Annotated in this window: 6 protein-coding genes; 3 read left to right on the forward strand and 3 right to left on the reverse strand. The window is 75.1% G+C overall.

Features of this window, described 5'->3' with window-relative positions:
- The first annotated feature begins 3 nt into the window (after nt 1-3).
- The 3 genes from ACZ6ZR_RS14765 (at nt 4) to ACZ6ZR_RS14775 (ending at nt 15,931) form a co-directional block, all read left to right on the forward strand.
- Nucleotides 4-14,304: an amino acid adenylation domain-containing protein gene (locus ACZ6ZR_RS14765; RefSeq protein ID WP_465642479.1), complete on the forward strand. Its 14,301-nt coding sequence runs from the start codon at nt 4-6 to the stop codon at nt 14,302-14,304.
- Nucleotides 14,305-14,318: 14 nt separating this feature from the next.
- Nucleotides 14,319-14,528, forward strand: coding sequence for an MbtH family protein (locus ACZ6ZR_RS14770; protein ID WP_465642480.1), 210 nt, complete (start codon nt 14,319-14,321; stop codon nt 14,526-14,528).
- Between the two features lie 146 nt (nt 14,529-14,674).
- Nucleotides 14,675-15,931: an alpha/beta hydrolase family protein gene (locus tag ACZ6ZR_RS14775; protein WP_465642481.1), complete on the forward strand. Its 1,257-nt coding sequence runs from the start codon at nt 14,675-14,677 to the stop codon at nt 15,929-15,931.
- Nucleotides 15,932-15,949: 18 nt separating this feature from the next.
- Here the strand turns inward: ACZ6ZR_RS14775 and ACZ6ZR_RS14780 are convergent, their stop codons facing one another.
- From ACZ6ZR_RS14780 to ACZ6ZR_RS14790, 3 genes are all read right to left on the reverse strand, one after another.
- The gene (locus ACZ6ZR_RS14780) at nt 15,950-16,723 is read right to left on the reverse strand and encodes a 2OG-Fe(II) oxygenase family protein (protein WP_465642482.1); all 774 of its coding nucleotides are present in this window, start codon (nt 16,721-16,723) and stop codon (nt 15,950-15,952) included.
- A complete protein-coding gene (locus ACZ6ZR_RS14785; protein ID WP_465642483.1) occupies nt 16,707-17,903 on the reverse strand; it encodes a hypothetical protein in 1,197 nt (398 codons plus the stop codon). Before ACZ6ZR_RS14785 ends, ACZ6ZR_RS14780 begins: the two co-directional genes overlap by 17 nt.
- Nucleotides 17,904-17,986: 83 nt before the next feature.
- Nucleotides 17,987-18,721 (reverse strand): dienelactone hydrolase family protein, encoded by a 735-nt coding sequence (locus tag ACZ6ZR_RS14790; protein WP_465642484.1) that lies wholly within the window; start codon nt 18,719-18,721, stop codon nt 17,987-17,989.
- Nucleotides 18,722-18,897: the final 176 nt, after the last annotated feature.

Here is an 18,897-nt window from a genome sequence, read left to right on the forward strand (position 1 = left end):
ACCATGTCTGCTGCCGAGCCCGACCTGACCGCGCCCGCCGGCCTCCCGATGACCGGCGGCCAGCACGGGATCTGGCTCGCCCGGCAGTACGAACCGGAGAGCACCGCCTTCCACGCTGCCTACCACCTGGACCTGCGCGGGGCGGTGGACCTGGCCCGGCTCTCGTCCGCCGCCCGGCAGGCCGTCGCGGAGGCCGAGTGCCTGCGGGTCCGCTTCGCGCCGGGCCCCGTCCAACTCCCGGACGGGGAGCGGGCGGTGGCGGAGCCGGAGCTGGTGGACCTGCGGGGGGAGGACGACCCGTACGCGGCGGCGGAGGCGTGGACGGCGGCCGACCGTGTGCGGCCGATCGACCTGGCCACCGGGCCGCTGTACCGGCACGCGCTGCTCCGGCTGGCCGACGACGTGGTGCGGTGGTACCAGGTGTACCACCACATCGCGGTGGACGGCACGGGCGTGGCGCTGATCGCCCGCCGGGCCGCCGTGCTCTACGACGATCCGTCCGCACCGGCCCCGGACTGGCGGCCGGCCCGCCTCACCGACGCCGAACGGGACTACCTCGGCTCGCCGGACCACGAGGCCGACCGCGCCTACTGGCGGGCCCGGCTGGCGGACCGCCCGGAGCCCGCCCGCCTGGCGACGGCCCGTCACCGCGCCCCGGCCGACGGCGGGCCGGGGGGCCTGGCCGCAGGCGGGGGTACCGAGGACGGGCGGACGGGCGACGGCTCCGCCGGTCCGACGGACCGTCAGGAGGTCGGCGTCGCGCGGGTGACCCGGTACGTGGAGCTGGGTGCCGAGCGGGTGGCCCGGCTGCGGGCGGCCGCCCGGGGCATGGGTGTGCGGACCTCCCGCCTGCTGGTGGCCGCGGTCGCGGCCTACCTGCACCGCAGCACCGGGGAGAGCGACCTGCTGCTCGGCCTGCCGGTCGCCGCCCGGCCGGACGGCGGCCGGGCCGAGGTGCCCGGGATGCTCTCCAACATCCTGCCGCTGCGGCTCACCGTCCGCCCCGACACCACCCTCGCCGCGCTGGCCGCCGACGTGGCGGACAGCATCGCCGAGTTGCTCCCGCACAGCCGCCTGCGCGCCGAGCAGCTGGCCCGCGAGCTGGGCCTCGCCGAGGGCGTCGCCGCGCTCACCGGCCCCACCGTCAACATCCTGCCGGTCGGCACCGGAATCGGCTTCGCCGGGCACGCCCCGGAGTTCCGCCCGCTCTGGCTCGGCCCCGCCGCGGACCTCGCGGTCACCTTCGGGGAGACCCTGGCCGGCGACGGCATCCGCCTCGACCTGGCGCTGGACGCCCCGGCCGACGAGACCACGCGGGCCGAACTCGCCGGCCACCAGAGCCGCCTGCTGCGCGTGCTGGACGCCCTCACCGGCGACCCGGGCCTCCCGGTCGGCCGGATCGAGCTGCTCTCCGGAGCCGAACTGACCGAGATGCTCGAGGAGTTCGGCGCCGACCCGGTGGACAGCCCGGAGCTGAGCTGGCCCGCCGCCTTCGAGCGCCGGGCCGCCCGCCGCCCGGAGGCGACCGCGCTGGTCTGCGAGGACCGGCGGCTGAGCTACGCCGAACTCGACGCCGCCGCCAACCGCATGGCGCACCTGCTGCTCGCCCGCGGCGTGCGCCGTGAGGAGCCCGTCGGCCTCGCCCTGCCCCGCTCCGCCGAGCTGGTGGTGGCCCTGCTTGCGGTGCTCAAGGCCGGCGCCGCCTACCTCCCGCTGGACGCCGACCACCCGCGCGAGCGGATCGCCTACATGTTGGCCGACGCGGGGGCTCGCACAGTCCTCACCACCACCGAGCTGGCCCCCGAACTCCCGCCCGAGATCGAGGCCCTGGCCATCGACACCCCCGAGGTCCGGGCGGCGCTGGCCGAGGCCGAGCCCAGCTCGCCGGGGCTGGACATCGCCCTGGACGAGGCCGCCTACGTGATCTACACCTCGGGCTCCACCGGCCGCCCCAAGGGCGTGCTGGTCCCGCACGACGGCATCGGCAGCCTGATCGCCACCGCCACCGAGCGGATCGGCGTCACCGAGCACAGCCGGGTGGCCCAGTTCGCCTCCGTCGGATTCGACGTGACGGTCTGGGACCTGGTGATGTCGCTCTGCGTCGGCGGACAGGTGGTGCTGGTCCCCGCCGAACGCCGCGTCGCCGGGCCCGCGTTGACGGAGTACCTGGCCGAGCACCAGGTCACCCACATGATCCTGCCGCCCTCCCTGGTGGCCGCCCTGCCGCCGGAGTGCACCCTCCCCGAGGGCGCGGTGCTGGTGGTCGGCACCGAGGCGGTGCCGCAGGAGCTGGTCGTCCGCTGGTCCGGCCGGCTGCGTGTGGTGGTCGCCTACGGACTGACCGAGGCGAGCGTCAACTCCACCCTCTGGCCCGCCACCTCGGGCTGGAGCGGCCCGGTGCCGATCGGCCGCCCGGACCCGAACACCCGCTGCCACGTGCTCGACCAGGCGCTGCGCCCGGTCGCCGTCGGGGTGGAGGGCGAGCTCTACGTCTCCGGGCGCGGCCTGGCCCGGGGCTACCTCGGGCGGCACGGGCTGACGGCCGGGCGGTTCGTCGCCGACCCGTTCGGCGAGCCCGGCGGACGGATGTACCGGACGGGGGACCGGGTCCGCTGGGGGGCCGACGGGAACCTGGAGTTCCTCGGGCGGGCCGACGGCCAGGTGAAGATCCGCGGCCACCGGATCGAGCCCGGCGAGGTGGAGAGCGCCTTCATGGCCCGCCCCGGCATCGCCCAGGCCGCCGTGCTGGTCCGGGAGGACCACCGGGGCGTGAAGCGGCTGGTGGCCTACCTGGTGGGCGGCGAGGCCGAGGTGGCGGCGGCGCGCGTGGCGGTGGCGGGGGAGCTGCCCGAGTACCTGGTGCCGAGCGCGGTGGTGGTGCTGGACGGGCCGCTCCCGCTGACCCCCAACGGCAAGCTCGACCACCGGGCGCTGCCCGACCCGGACTGGACCGCCGGCGGCGGCGTCGGCTCGGCCCCCGGCACCCCGCTGGAGTCCACGCTGGCCAGGCTCTTCGGCGAGGTGCTGGCCCTGCCCTCGGTGGGGGTGCACGACAGCTTCTTCGAGCTGGGCGGCGACAGCATCGTGGCGATCCGGCTGGTCAACGCGGCCCGGGCGCACGGCATCTCGCTGACGCCCCGGCAGGTCTTCCGGCTGCGCACCGTCGCCGCGCTGGCCGCCGTGGCGACCCCGGCCGGGCCGCTCGTCGCCACCGCCCCGGTGGTGGAGCTGGACCGGGAGGCGCTGCCGGTCTCCCCGCTCCAGGAGGGCCTCTTCTTCCACGCGGCGCTGGACGGGGGCTTGGAGGACGGCTACCTGGTGCAGGAGGTGCTGGAGCTGGCCGGCGAGGTCGACGGCGAGCGCCTGCGCGGGGCGCTGCACACCGTCCTGGAGCGGCACCCGCTGCTGCGGGCCGGGTTCCGCCAGCTCCCGGACGGCCGGGTGGTGCAGCGGATCGCGCCGGTAGGCGAACCGCCCTGGCGCGTGCTCGAACCGGGTGGGGCCGCCGACCGGGCGGGCGGGACCGAGGCCTGGGCAGGTGAGGCCTCCCCGGGTCAGCCGTCGGCAGGCTCGCGGAGCGAGGACCTCGCCGACGGCTCGTCGTCCGCCGTCGGGCAGCTGGACGGCGGGCAGGCCGGGGCCGGTTCCGGCGGTCCGTTGGAGGCGGCGCTCGCCGAGGACCGGGCGGCCGGCTTCGACCTGGGGGTGCCGCCGCTGCTGCGGGCCACCCTGCTGCGTACGCCGGGCCGGACCAGGCTGCTGCTGACGCTGCACCACATCGTGGCCGACGGCTGGTCCGTGGCCCTGGTCCTGCGCGACCTGACGGCCGCCTACCGGGGCGCCCCGCTGCCGCCCGTCCCGTCCCCGGACGGCTACCTCGGCTGGCTGGCCACCCGGGACCGCGAGACCGACCGCGCCGCCTGGCGCACCGCCCTCGCCGGTCCGGTCGAGCCCCTGAAGCTGCTGGGTGATGCAGTGGATCCCGCCGCCGTAGCCGGGACGGTGACGGTCCGGCTCCCCGCCGAACTCACCGAAGGACTGGCCGAGTTCGCCCGCGCCCACGGCCTCACCCAGAGCACCGTGCTGCACGGGGCCTGGGCCGTGCTGCTCGGCGCGCTGGCCGACCGCGAGGAGGTGGTCTTCGGCACCACCGTCTCCGGCCGCACCACCGAGGTGGACGGGAGCGCCGAGCTGGTCGGGCTGTTCAGCAACACCGTCCCGGCCCGGGTGCGGCTGCGCCCGGAGGAGCCGCTCGCCGACCTGCTGGCCCGGCTCCAGGAGGAGCAGAGCGCCCTGCTGGACCACCACCACCTCGGCCTGGCCGAGCTGCAACGGATCGCCGGTGGCGGCGAGTTGTTCGACACGCTGGTGGTCTTCGAGAACCACCCCACGGCCGCTCTGGAGGCCGGCCCCGCCGGGGACGGCCTGCGGATCACCGGGGTCGAGGTCCGCGACACCGTGCACTACCCGCTGGCCCTGATCGTGCTCCCCGGCGAGCAGCTCGAACTGCGGTTCAAGCACGACGGTGCCAGGATCACGGCCGCCGAGACCGCCGCCCTGGCCGCCCGGCTGACGGCCCTGCTGACCACCGCCGTCACCACACCCTGGCTGCCGCTCGCCGCGCTCGACCTGCTCTCCGACCGCGAGCGCTACCAACTCGCCGCACTCAACGCGACCGCCCACCCGGTGCCCGCCACCACCCTGCCCCGGCTGATCGCCGAGCAGACCGCCCGCACCCCGGACGCACCCGCCGTGGTCTTCGCCGGCACCACCCTCTCCTACGCCGAACTGGAGCTCCGCGCCGAGCGGTTGGCCCGGCGACTGCGGGCCCGGGGCGCCGGGCCGGAGGGCTACGTGGCCGTCGCCCTGCCGCGCTCGGCCGAACTGATGGTGGCCCTGCTCGGCGTGCTCCGCTCGGGCGCCGCCTACCTCCCGCTGGACCCGGACTACCCCGCCGAGCGGCTGGCCGGGATGCTCGCCGACTCCGGGGCCCGGACGGTGGTCACCACGGCCGGGGTCCGCCTCCCCGAACTCCCGTGCGTGGAGCGGCTGCTGGTCGAGGAGCACGAGGACCTCCCCGCCCCGGCGGACGTCCCCGTGGTGGCCGTCCCCGTGGCAGCCGGGCCGGACCATCCCGCCTACCTGATCTACACCTCCGGCTCCACCGGCCGCCCCAAGGGCGTCGCCGTCACCCACCGGGCCATCGTCAACCGGCTGGCCTGGATGCAGGACCGCTACCGGCTCGATGCCACCGACCGGGTGCTCCAGAAGACCCCGTCGAGCTTCGACGTCTCCGTCTGGGAGTTCTTCTGGGCGCTGTGCGAGGGCGCGGCGGTGGTGCTCGCCGAACCCGAGGGCCACAAGGACCCGGCCTACCTCGCCGCGCTGGTCCGGGCCGAGCGGATAACCACCCTGCACTTCGTGCCCTCCATGCTGACCGCCTTCGTCCAGGCCATGAGGGTGGCCGGTGAGCCCGGCTGGGCGGGCAGCCTGCGCCGGGCCTTCGCGAGCGGCGAGGCGCTCGGCGGAGAGGCGGCCGCGGGCTGGGCCGAGGTCTCGGGCGGGGTCCCGCTGCACAACCTCTACGGTCCGACCGAGGCCGCCGTGGACGTCACGCACTTCGAGGCCGGCCCCGAGCCGGGCCCGGTGCCGATCGGCCACCCGGTCTGGAACACCCGGCTGCACCTGCTGGACACCTTCCTGCGGCCCGTCCCGGAGGGCGTGCCCGGTGAGTTGTACCTGGCCGGGGTCCAGCTGGCCCGGGGCTACCACGGACGGCCCGCGCTGACGGCCGGGCGCTTCGTCGCCGACCCGTTCGGCGAGCCGGGCAGCCGGATGTACCGCACCGGGGACCTGGTGCGGCGGCGGCCGGACGGCGCGCTGGAGTACCTGGGCCGGACGGACCGTCAGGTGAAGATCCGGGGCCACCGGATCGAGCTGGGGGAGATCGAGGCCGCGCTGGCCGCTCTGCCCGGGGTGGGCCGGGCCGCCGTGATCGCCCGGGACGGCGCGCTGCTCGGCTACGCGGTGCCCTCCGCGGCCGTGCTTCCCGGCACCGTGCTGGACGGGGCCGCCCTGCGCGCCGCGCTGGCCGCGGTGCTGCCCGCCGCCCTGGTCCCGCAGGCCGTCCTCCCGCTGCCGGAGCTGCCCCTGACGCCCAGTGGGAAGCTGGACCAGCGCGCCCTGCCCGACCCGGCCCCCGCCGGCGGCCCCGCCACCGCGGGCCGGGCCCCCGGCAGCGCCCTGGAGCGCGAGCTCTGCGCCGTCTACGCCGAGGTGCTGCGCCTGCCCGAGGTCGGCCCCGAGGACGACTTCTTCGTGCTGGGCGGCGACAGCATCACCTCCATCGCGGTGGCCACCCGGGCCCGCGGGCTCGGCCTGCCGGTCGGCCCGCGCGAGGTGTTCACCGCCCGCACCCCGGCCGCCCTGGCCGCGCTCCTCCCCGACGCGCCGTCACCGTCGCTGTCACCGTCACCGACCACCGAGCCGGAGCCCGCCACCGCCGTGACCGAACCGACCGACCTCACCCTGGGCGCCGCCGAGGCCGCCGCCCTCCAGGCCCTGCTCGCCCAGCAGGGCAGCACCGATCCGGCGTTGCGCGCGCTGTTGGCGAAGCTCACCGCGGCGGCACCCGCCGCCCCCGCCCCGGCCCGGCTGCTGGAGCTGACGGACGAGCAGCTCGCGAGCGTCGAGGCCACCGCCGGACGGACCGTCAGCGAGGTGTGGCCGCTCTCACCACTCCAGGAGGGCATGTACTTCCACGCCAGCTACGACAGCGGCGACGCGCTCGACGTCTACCTCTCCCAGGAGACCCTGGAGCTGGACCACCGCCTGGACGCCGACCGGCTGCGCGCCGCCTGCCGCGCCCTGCTGGAGCGCAACCCCGGCCTGCGGGCCGGCTTCACCGCCGACGGTGTCCCCGGCCCGGTCCAGTACCTCGTCGCCGAGGCCGCGATACCCCTCACCGTGGCCGACCTCTCCGAGCTCCCGGAGGACGAACAGGAGGACCGCACCGCCGAGTTGCTCGCCGCCGACCGTCGCCGCCGGTTCGACCTGACCGAGCCCCCGCTCTGCCGCCTGCTGCTGCTCCGGCGCGGCGGCGGCCGGGACACCCTGGTCGTCACCCACCACCTGATCCTCTGGGACGGCTGGTCCGCCTGGCTGTTCCTGGAGGAGCTCTTCACCCTCTACGCCCGCTCCGGCGACACCGCCGGCCTCGCCCGGCCCGGCTCCTACCGCGACCACCTGCGCTGGCTGTCCGCCCAGGACTCCGCGGCCGGCCTCGACGCCTGGGCCCGCGCTCTCTCCGGCCTGGACGAGCCCACCCTCACCGTCCCCGCCGGCCGCGACGGCGGCCCGGTCATCCCCGAGGACCACCACGCCCTGCTGGACGCCGAGTTGAGCGAGCGGCTGCGCTCCGCCGTCCGCGCTCACGGCCTCACCCTCAACACCCTGCTCAGCGCCGCCTGGGGCCTGACCCTCTCGGCCGTCCTCGGCCGCCAGGACGTGGTCTTCGGCACCGCCGTGGCCGGGCGCCCCGCCGAGGTGCCCGAGGTGGCCGGGATCATCGGCATGTTCCTCAACACCGTGCCCACCCGGGTCGCGCTCCGCCCCGCCGAGCCGGTGCCCGAGCTGCTCCGCCGCCTCCAGACCGAGCGCGCCGAGCTGATGCCGCACGAGTACCTCGGCCTCGGCGCGATCCAGCAACGCACCGGCCACCGACGGCTGTTCGACACCCTCTTCGTGCTCCGCTCGGCCGACGGCGAGGAGCGCGCCGCCGCCCTGCGCGCCCAGCACGGCATCACCGGGGTGGGCAACGTGGACGGCACCCACTTCCCGCTCACCCTGATCGTCACCCCCGAGGCCCGCCTGCGGGTCACCCTGGCCGCCCGCCCCGACCACTTCCCCGCTGCCGCCGCCCGCACCGTCCTGGACCGCTACACCACCGTGCTGGCCCGCCTCGCCGAAGGCCTGGCCGCCGCCACCCCGGTCGGCCGCCTGGACCTGCTGCTGCCCGGCGAGGCCCCCGACACCAGCGGCACCCGGGAGCCCCTCCCGGACCGCACGGTGGCCGAACTCCTCGCCGAGCAGACCCGCCGCACCCCGGCCGCCACCGCCCTGGTCTGCGGCGAACAGCGGCTCAGCTACGCCGAGTTGGACGCCGAGATCAACCGCCTGGCCCGCCTCCTGCTCGCCCGGGGCGCCGGCCCCGAGCGGGTGGTGGCGCTCGCCCTGCCGCGCTCGGTGCGGACCGTGGTCGCCCTCTTCGCGGTGCTGCGCACCGGCGCCGCCTACCAGCCGCTCGACCTCGACCACCCGGCCGACCGCCTGCGGCTGATGCTCGAGGACACCCGCCCGCTCTGCCTGCTGACCACCACCGGGACCGCCCCGGCCCTGGCCGGTGCCGCCGAGCCCGTCCTGCTCGACCACCCGTCCGTCCAGGCCGAGTTGGCCGCCCTCCCCGCCGGGCCGCTCGCCGAGGTCCCCGGCTTCGAGCCCGGCCGCCCCGGCCGGCTGGAGCACCCCGCCTACGTCATCCACACCTCCGGCTCCACCGGCCGCCCCAAGGGCGTGGTCACCCCCTACCGGGGCCTGACGAACATGCAGCTCAACCACCAGCGCGAGGTGTTCGCCCCCGCCGTCGCCTCGGCCGGCGGGCGCCGGCTGCGGATCGCCCACACCGTCTCCTTCGCCTTCGACATGTCCTGGGAGGAGCTGCTCTGGCTGGTCGAGGGCCACGAGGTGCACGTCTGCGACGAGGAGCTGCGCCGGGACGCCGAACAGCTGGTCGCCTACTGCGACCGGAACGCGGTGGACGTGGTCAACGTCACCCCGACCTACGCCCAACTCCTGATCGAACAGGGCCTGTTGGACGGCCATCGGCCCGCCCTGGTGCTGCTCGGCGGGGAGGCCGTCCCGGACACCGTCTGGCACCGGCTGCGCGAGAGCGACGCCACCTACGGTTACAACCTCTACGGCCCCACCGAGTACACCATCAACACCCTCGGCGGCTCCACCGCCGACAGCCCCACCCCCACCGTCGGCCGTCCCATCCGCAACACCCGGGCCCACGTCCTGGACGCCGTGCTGCGCCCGGTCGCCCCCGGCGCCCCCGGCGAGCTCTACATCGCCGGCACCGGCCTGGCCCGCGGCTACCACGACCGGCCGGGGCTGACCGCCGCGCGCTTCGTCGCCGACCCGTTCGGCGAGCCGGGGGAGCGGATGTACCGCACCGGGGACCTGGTCCGCCGCCGCCCCGACGGCCTGCTGGACTTCCTCGGCCGCACCGACGACCAGGTCAAGATCCGCGGCTACCGGATCGAACTCGGCGAGATCGCCTCCGCCCTGACCACCCATCCGGCCGTCGCCCAGGCCGCCGTGGTGGTGGGCGAGGGCGGCCGCCTGGTCGGCTACGCCGTCCCCTCCGCACCGGTCACCCCCGAGGAGCTCCGCGCCCACCTGCGCGAGACGCTGCCCGACTACATGGTCCCCGCCACCACCGTGCTGCTCGACGCCCTCCCGCTCACCGTCAACGGCAAGCTCGACACCCGCGCCCTCCCCGCCCCCGACCCGGCCGGACTCACCGGCCCCGGCCGTGCCCCCCGCGACGAACGCGAACGCGCCCTCTGCGCGCTCTACGCCGAGGTGCTCGGCCTGCCCGAGGGCAGCGTCACGCTCGACGCCGACTTCTTCGACCTCGGCGGCCACTCCCTGCTCGCCACCCGCCTGATCGGCCGGGCCCGCACCGTGCTCGGCGCCGACCTGGCTATCCGCGACCTCTTCGAGGCCCCCACGGTGGCCGACCTGGTCGCCCGCGCCGACCGCGCGGCCGCACCGGCCGCCCGCCCCGTGCTCCGCGCGGCCGACCGCCCCGCCGAGCTCCCGCTCTCCGCCGCACAGCAACGCCTCTGGCTGATCCAGCAGTTGGAGGCCACCTCGGCCGCCTACAACTTCCCGCTGGTGCTCCGGCTGCGCGGCCCCTTCGACCTCACCGCCTGGACGGCCGCCCTCGCCGACCTGACGGCCCGCCACGAACCGCTGCGCACCCTCTTCCGGGTCCGCGACGGCCGGCCCCACCAGCACGTCCTGGCACCTGCCGAGGCCCGGCCCGAGGTGACGGTGGTCCCCGCCAGTGAGGAGCTGCTGCCCGACCTGGTCGCCGCCGCGGTGGCCCGTCCCTTCGACCTCGCCGCCGAACTCCCGCTCCGCGCCACCGTGCTGGAGATCGACCCGGACGACCGGGTGGTGGTCCTGCTGCTCCACCACATCACCACCGACGAGTGGTCCGACCGCCCGTTCCTGCGCGACCTCACCACCGCCTACGCCGCCCGCCGCGCCGGACGGGCCCCCGCGTGGGAGCCGCTCCCGGTCCAGTACGCCGACTACGCGCTCTGGCAGCAGCGGCTGCTCGGCGCCGACGAGGACCCCGGGAGCCTCGCCGCCACCCAACTCGCCTACTGGAAGCGGACCCTGGCCGGAGTGCCGGAGGAGCTGGAGCTCCCCACCGACCGCCCCCGCCCGGCCCGCCCCGGCTTCCACGGCGCCGACCTCGCCGTGGACCTCGCCCCCGACACCCACCGCGCCCTGCGCGCGCTGGCCCGCCTCCACGGCGCCAGCATGTTCATGGTGCTGCACGCCGCCGTCGCCGCCCTGCTGCACCGGCTCGGCGCCGGCACCGACCTGCCGATCGGCGCACCCGTCGCCGGCCGCGGCGAGGAGGCCCTGGACGACCTGGTCGGCTTCTTCGTCAACACCGTGGCCCTGCGCACCGACCTCACCGGCGACCCGGGCTTCGCCGAGCTCCTCACCCGCGTCCGCGCCACCGACCTGGCCGCGTTCTCCCATGCCGACCTGCCCTTCGAACGCGTCGTGGAGGCCGTCAACCCGGCCCGCTCCACCTCCCGCAACCCGCTCTTCCAGGTGATGGTCGGTCACCACACCCGCGGCGACGCACCCCTGGCGCTGGACGGCCTGCGCGCCGAGTACCTGCCGCACCCGACCCGGACCGCCAAGTTCGACCTGGTCTTCAGCTTCACCGAGCAGCTGGGCGAGCGGGAGCGGCTCACCTGCCGCGTCGAGTACGCCACCGAGCTCTTCGACCGCCGCACCGTGGAGGAGCTGGCCGCCCGCCTGGAGCTGCTGCTCACCGCCGTGCTCGCCGACCCGTCCCGGCCGCTGTCCCGGGCCGAGGTGCTCCGCGAGGGCGAGCGGGAGCTGGTCCTGGAGACCTTCAACGCCACCGCCCGCCCGGTCGACGAGCTCACCTTCCCCGAGCTCTTCGCCGCCCGCCGGGCCGAACGCCCCGACGCCGTGGCCGTGGTGGACCGGGGCCGGGAGGTCGGCTACGCCGAACTCGACGCCCGGGCCGGACGGATCGCCGCCCTGCTGGCCGCCCGGGGAGTCGGCGCGGAGAGTGTGGTCGGGGTCGCCGTCCCGCGCTCGGCCGACCTGGTCGCCACCGTCCTGGCGGTGCTGCGCCTCGGCGCCGCCTTCCTCCCGCTCGACCTCGCCCACCCCGCCGACCGCCTCACCCACTTCCTCACCGACTCCGGCGCCACCCTGGTCGTCGCCACCGAACCCGTCGCCGGCAAGCTCCCGCCGGTCGCCCCGCTCCTGCTGCTGGACGCCCCGGCCGTGGCCGCCGAACTGACCGTGGCCGCTGAGTCCGCGCCCGCGGCCTCCGTGACGCTCGACCAGGCCGCGTACGTCATCTACACCTCCGGCTCCACCGGCCGCCCCAAGGGCGTGGTGGTCCCGCACGAGGGCATCGCCAGCCTGGTCGCCACCGCCGTGGACCGGATGGGCCTGACCACCGACAGCCGGGTCCTCCAGTTCGCCTCCGTCGGCTTCGACGTCTTCGTCTTCGAACTCGCCATGGCCCTGTGCCACGGCGGCCGCCTCGTGCTGATCCCGGACGAGGCCCGGGTGGCGGGCCCCGCGCTCACCGACTTCCTGGCCGAACAGCGCGTCACCCACCTGATCCTGCCGCCCTCCCTGGTCTCCGCCCTCCCGCCCGGCTGCGAACTCCCCGAGGGCTCCACCATCCTGGTCGGCACCGAGACCGTCCCGCCGGACCTGATCGACCGGTGGGCCGGCAGCGTCCACCTGATCGCCGCCTACGGACTCACCGAAGCTACCGTCAACTCCACCCTCTGGTCCGCCGCCCGTACCGGCCGCCGCACCGGCCAGGTCCCGATCGGCGCCCCCGACCCCAACACCCGCTGCTACGTGCTGGACGACGGCCTGCGCCCCGTCCCGCCCGGCGTGGTCGGCGAACTCCACGTCGCCGGACGGGGATTGGCCCGCGGCTACCTGGCCCGCCCCGGCCTGACCGCCGCCCGCTTCGTCGCCGACCCCTTCGGTGCCCCCGGCGCCCGGATGTACCGCACCGGCGACCGAGCCCGCTGGCGCCGCGACGGCAACCTCGACTTCCTCGGCCGGGTGGACACCCAGGTCAAGATCCGCGGCTTCCGGATCGAACTCGGCGAGATCGAGGCCGCGTTGGCCGCCCATCCGTCCGTCGCCCAGGCCGCCGTGCTCCCCGACCGCCGGGAGGACATCGTCCGCCTGGTCGGCTACGTCGTCCCCGCCGCCGGGCACACCCTCGACCTGGCCGTCCTGCGCCAACTGCTCGCCGCCACCCTCCCCGAGTACATGCTCCCCACCGCCCTCCTCCCGCTGGACGGCCCGCTGCCGCTCACCCCGAACGGCAAGCTCGACCGCGCCGCCCTCCCGGCCCCTGACTGGGCCGGACTGACCGGAGCCGACCAGCCCGACGGCCCGGCCGAGCAGGCGGTGGGCCGGGCCTTCCGCGAGATCCTCCGACTGCCCGGCATCGGCCGCCACGACGACTTCTTCGCCCTCGGCGGCCACTCGATGGCCTCCATGCGACTGGTCGCGCGCCTGCGGGCCGAACTGGGCGCCGAACTCGGCGTCCGGGACGTCTTCGACACCCCCACCGTGGCCGGCCTCGCCGCCAAGCTCGGCACCTCGGCCACCACCCGCCCCGCCCTCCGACCCGCACCCGCCGCCGGCCCCCTGCCGCTGGCCCCGGTCCAGCGCTGGCACGCCAGCCCGGTGCACCCCGGCTGGGACCACGCCCTGGTGCTGCGCTCACCCGGCGGCCTGGACCGGGCGGCGCTGGCCGCCGCCCTCGGCGACCTGGTGGCGCGGCACGCCCCGCTGCGCACCTCGGCGGCCGAGAGCGGCCAACTCCCGGTCACCGGACCGCGCTTGGAGGTCTCGACCTGCCCCGACCTGGAGAGCCGGATCGCCGCACTGGCCACCGACCGCGCCGTCTTCCCCGGCGGCGCGCCGCTCCGGGCCCACCTGCTCACCGACCCCGCCGGCGCCCAGGCCGTCCTGCTGACGCTGCACCACCTGGCCGTGGACGAGTGGTCCGTGGTCCCGCTGCTCCGCGACCTCACCACGGCCTACCGCGCCCGCCTCGCCGGCCCCGGCCGGGCCCCGGCCTCCACCTCGCTGCCGGTGGACTACGCCGACTACACCCGCTGGGCCCACGCCGTCCTGGCCGCCGGCCTCGGAACCTCCCAACTCGCCTACTGGCAGCGGACCCTGGCCGGAGTCCCGACCCGCCTCGCGCTCCCCGCCGACCGCCCGCTCCCGGCCGTGCGCTCCCACCACGGCGCGTACGTCCCCTTCACCCTCGACGCGCGCCTGCACCGCGCCGTCGACCGCCTGGCGGGCGCCACCGGCACCAGCATGTTCATGGTGCTGCACACCGCCCTCGCCACCCTGCTGACCGCCCACGGCGCCGACACCGACCTGCCGATCGGCACCAAGGTGGCCGGCCGCACCGACGACCAACTCGCCGACCTGGTGGGCTGCTTCTTCAACACGGTCGTCCTGCGCACCGACACCGGCGGCGACCCGAGCTTCGCCGAGCTGCTCGCCCGGGTCCGCGAGACCACCCTGGCCGCCCTCGAACACCAGGAGCTCCCCTTCGACGAGGTGCTCCGGTCCACCGACCTGGCGGGCGGCTCGCCCGAGGTCATGGTCATCCACCACGAGGCCGCCGAACTCGCCGCCCTGGAAGGCGGAGTGGGTACCCTCGGAGCGGTCCCGACCGGCTGGACCTCCGCCGAACTGACCCTCAGCTTCCACGAGCCGCGCGGCGACGGCGAGGTGCACTGCGCCCTGATCCACACCACCGACCGCCTGGGCCCCGAGAAGGCCGCCGCCCTGACCGGCGAACTCCTCACCCTCCTGCGCGCCGCCACCGCCAACCCCGACCTCCCGCTCACCGTCCTGGCCGCCCTGATGACCACCCCCTGCACCGCCTGAGGAGCCCACCCCCCATGACCACCAACCCCTTCGACGACCCCGAGGCCGACTTCCACGTCCTGGTCAATGCCGAGAACCAGCACGCCCTCTGGCCCGCCTTCGCCCCCGTCCCACCCGGCTGGACCAGCGTCCTCGGCCCCACCAGCCGCGAGGCCTGCCTCACCCACGTCGAATCCCACTGGACCGACCTCCGGCCCGCGAGCCTGACCACCCGTCAGGCCTGAGCGCCTCCGTACGGCGGACCGCCGTCCGCCGTACGGGGGTTATCCCGAGACGGGACCCGCCCGGTAGCCGGATGGCCCGGGGGGAGCCGCCTTGCGAGGATCGACGTGTCCGAGCACCGCAACGCCGCATCCTCCGAAGGACCCGCATGCGTAGCAACCGTCTCGTCGCCGCTTCCCTGGCCGGGGTCGTCGTGGCCGGTCTCGCCGCCTCGACCGCGGCCCCGGCCTCGGCGGCCCCCGCCCCTCCCACCATGGTGTTTTCGACCCCCGCGAAGGGCCTGACGCTCGCACTTCCCGCGCCACGCGGCCGCTACGCCACCGGCGCATCGACCTTCCGGCTCGTCGACGACCGGCGGCCGGACCCGTGGGTGCCCGGCCGGTCCTACCGGGAGTTGATGATCAGCGTCTTCTACCCGGCCGCGTACACCGGCGGCCGGCCGCCGACCGAGCAGTTCCCGGCGGCGGTGGCCGCGGCGGTCGGCCCGTCGGTCGAGGCGGGCAACGAGCTGCCCGCCGGCCTGGTGGACTGGGCCGCGACCAGGACGCACTCGGTGCGGGACGCCGCGGCCGCACCGGGCCGCTTCCCGGTCGTCGTCTACTCGCCCGGCGCCGGGGACTCGCGGGACTGGAACGTGTCGCTGGTCGAGGACCTCGCCTCGCGCGGCTTCGTGGTGGTCACCGTCGACCACACCGGGGAGGCGCCGGCCACGCAGTTCCCGGACGGCCACCTGGTCGGCAACGGCCCGGTGCTGACGGCCTGGGAGGAGGCGTTCCGGAACGGCACGACGCTGGAGTTCTTCACCCGGCTGATGCAGGCGCGCCAGGCCGACACCAAGCTGGTCCTGGACCGCCTGGCCGGCCTGCCGCAGCGGCTGACCGCCGGCATGGACCTCGGCCGGATCGGCATGTTCGGCCACTCCGCCGGCGGCTTCACGACGGCCACCGCGATGTACGCCGACCCGCGGATCAAGGCCGGCGTCAACCTGGACGGCACCCTCGAGTACACCGTGAAGCCCGACGGCACCCACCTGAGCGAGGTCGCGCTGCACGGCCTGGACCGCCCCTTCCTGCTGATGGGCAGCTCCGGCCGGGAGGCCAGCGACATCCACGGCGAGCCGTCCTGGGCCTCGTTCTGGCAGCACCAGCGCGGCTGGAAGGCCGACGTCACCCTGCACGCCTCCGAGCACGCCTCGTTCACCGACGCCGAGGCCCTACTGCCCCAACTGGCCGGCCGGGTGCCGGCCGCGACGCTGGACGCGGCACTCGGTACGGTCGACCCACGCCGAGCGGTGGCGGCCAACCGGGCGCTGGTCTCCTCGTTCTTCGACCGTTTCCTCAAGGGCTGCGACGACCACCTGCTGGACGGCGGCCCGTCGGGGTACCCGATCACCTTCGAGCGGTAGCCCGTCGGCGTCCGGAGGTCAGGCGGGTGGCAGCAGGTCGCTCGCGCTGATGGTGTACGTCAGTGGCGGGTAGACGAAGTCCGTCTCGGTGTTCTCGCGGCGCCGGAGCTGGAAGAACTCGCGCCGTTGGTCCTCGTCGGCCAGGGTCAGGCGGGTGCCCTGGGGGAGACGGGGCTGTCCGTCGTGGAAGCGGAGGTGGGTCTTGGAGGCCCGGAAGGTCAGGCCGAGCCAGTGGTTCTCGGCCCGCCGGGTGGGTGAGTCGAGGACGATCCTGTGCTTGAGGCGTCGGTTCGTCGCGACCGAGAACACCACGAAACCGTGGTGGGCGAGGGGGAGTTCGAAGGTCTCGCCGGAGTCCTTGGCTTCGACGATCAGCCTCCTCGGCGGGTCCGCCTCAGGACGCTCGTAGCAGGAGAAGACCGCGATGTGCGAGCCGTCGGCGAGGTCGAGGGCCTGGTCCGAGTGGGCGCCCATCTTGGCGTAGGCGTTCGTGTAGCACTCGACGAGGGCGTTGTCGAAGCCGACCGGCAGCGCGGCGCGCTCCTGGAGCAGGCGCGCCAGGCGATCGTGCACCGCACCGAAGTGCTGCGCCGGGTGGGCGTACTGACTGGTCGTGCGCACGAGCGGCACGCCACCGCTCGCCGAGTCGACCTTGGTGATCGTGGTGCCCCGGCGGCCCTTCCCCAGCTCCTCGAAGCGGACCGAGGCGGAGAGCTCCGCGAAGAGGTTCCCCTGCTCCTCCGGGAGGTCGTAGGCGAGAACGGTGTCCGAGGTCCTAGGGACGGGGAGCAAGGTAGTCCCCCGAGTTCATGCTGAAGAGGAAATCGTCGCCGTAGTCGATGAACGCCGTGCTCCGGTTCTCCTCGGCGTACAGCCGCCGCAGCTCTTCCATGCCCTCCTGCGTGGCGGCCGCCAACTCGACCGGCCCGCCCGCTCGTTGGAGAAAGGTCCGGCCCTCCCGGTGGACGGCCTCGGTGCTCGAACAGCGGGCCACGTACCCGAGGCGGGTCGGGAGCAGCTCGGCGTCCAGGGACGCGGGCCGGATCTCGTGGGTGTAGAGGCGGTTGGTGGAGAGCGGCATGAAGAAGACGGAGCCGGGATACAGCGTGATCCCGAACCGCGCGGGGAGAGCGGTGTTCGGTTCCTTCAGGCGGAATTCGAGCCGGGTCAGACCGCTGGCGCGCTTCACGCCGAGGTCGAAGGGGTCATCCGCCATGGGCCGCAGCCGGTCGAGCCCGTCGTAGAAGGTGCAGAAGGCCATGACGCCGTTGACGGGCATGTCCTTGGTCTTGTCGGCGTGGGAGGAGATCTTGGCCTTGGACTGCTTGCGCTCCATCGTGGCACCGGAGTTGTGGTAGATCTGCGCGAGCACGTGGTTGAGCGGGGCGTGGCCACGGAAGACCGTGGCGGCCTCGTGGTTGAGAGCGTCCACGACCTCGATGTCGGTCGGGCGGAAGGTCTCGGTCGGCCCCGCGAGGTTGGTGGAGCAGCGGAGCAGGCGGAAGCGCAGGTCGGCTCCGTCCTGGGTGACGGGCGTCAGGTAGATCCCGCTGCGGTGGGCGCTGCCGGGCTTGGTGGACTCCGTCAGGGACTGGAACTCGTGCTCGGCCCGGATCCGCCCGAAGTGGCCGGCCTCGGGCTCGAAGAAGCGGCGGTAGTACACGCCCATGCCGTGCACGCGGAGCGGGACCCGGCCGAGGCCGATCAGCGGCCATCGGCCTTCGCGCTCGTCGGACAGCTCGCGAACGACGAACACCCTTCCCGCCGAACGGAGTTCGTCCTCGCTGAACCGAGTGGTGCCGCCGCAGAGGTAGACGTTCCTGCCCGCGACGGTGACCTCGCCGGTGGCGAAGTCCTCGGGGGTGACGACGGACCCGAAGAAGTCCCCGATCAGGTCACCGTCTCGCAGGGTCGAAGGTGCGACCAGGATGTTGTCCGCATCCTCGATGCGGGCCTCTGCTGCGTAGATCAAAACGGTCCCGTCCCTCGCCGAGCCTCGATGCTCTCACGAGGCTCGGCGACGGGCAAAGGACCTTGATCAGGCGGCAGCTGCCGCTACTTCAGGTGCCGGGCGAAGAACTGGGCGGCCGCTTCTCCCGCGAAGTGCGGTACGCCGGTGTGCCCGCCCATGTTGGCGTTCAGCGTCTTCTCCTTCGAGGCGAAGGCGTCGAACAGGTCGAGCGAGGCCTGCCGGTCGTTGCCGTGGTCGTCCCACTGGAGCAGCACGTGCAGCGGGACGGTGACGCGGCGGGCGTCCTCGACGGTGGCGGCCGGCACGAAGCTCCCGGCGAACAGCACGGCGGCCTCGACGCGCGGGTCGACGGCGGCGAGGCGGGTGCCGATGGCGATCACCCCGCCCGAGTAGCCGACCGGGCCGCCGAGTTCGGGCAGTGCGAGGAGCGCGTCCAGCGCGGCCCGCCACTCCGGGACGGCGAGCTCCACCAGCGGGAGGACCAGGGCGTCGACGGTCTCGGGCCCGACCGGCTCGCCGGCCTCCATCGCGCGGCGCAACTCGGCCCGGCCCCGGTCGAGTTCGGGCAGACGCGGGCGCTCGCCGCTGCCGGGCAGTTCGATGGTGGCGGTGGCGAAGCCGTCCGCCGCGGAGCGGAGCGCCCGCGCCTGGAGGGCGGGGTACATCCGGGCCAGCCCGAGCGGAGGGTGCCCGAGCAGGATCAACGGGGCCGGGGTGGCGGTCGGTTCGGGCATCCAGAGGAAACCGGGGACGTCGCCGAGAGTGAACCCGCGCTCGAGGACCTTGCCGTCGAGACGCTGTTCGGAAGTGAAGCGCATGGTGGTCATGCCTTTCGGGAGAGCTCAGAAACGGCGCTCCCGGGCGACCTACCGCCCGACCGTGACCTCGGAGAGGAGCACCCACGTCGAAACTACGTTCACGGGTACCACCTCCTCGTTCTGCCACACGGTCACGAGCAACCTAGCAGTGACCAGGGCGCCCCGCCAAACACATA

The sequence above is a fragment of the Kitasatospora sp. NPDC088742 genome (assembly GCF_055584905.1).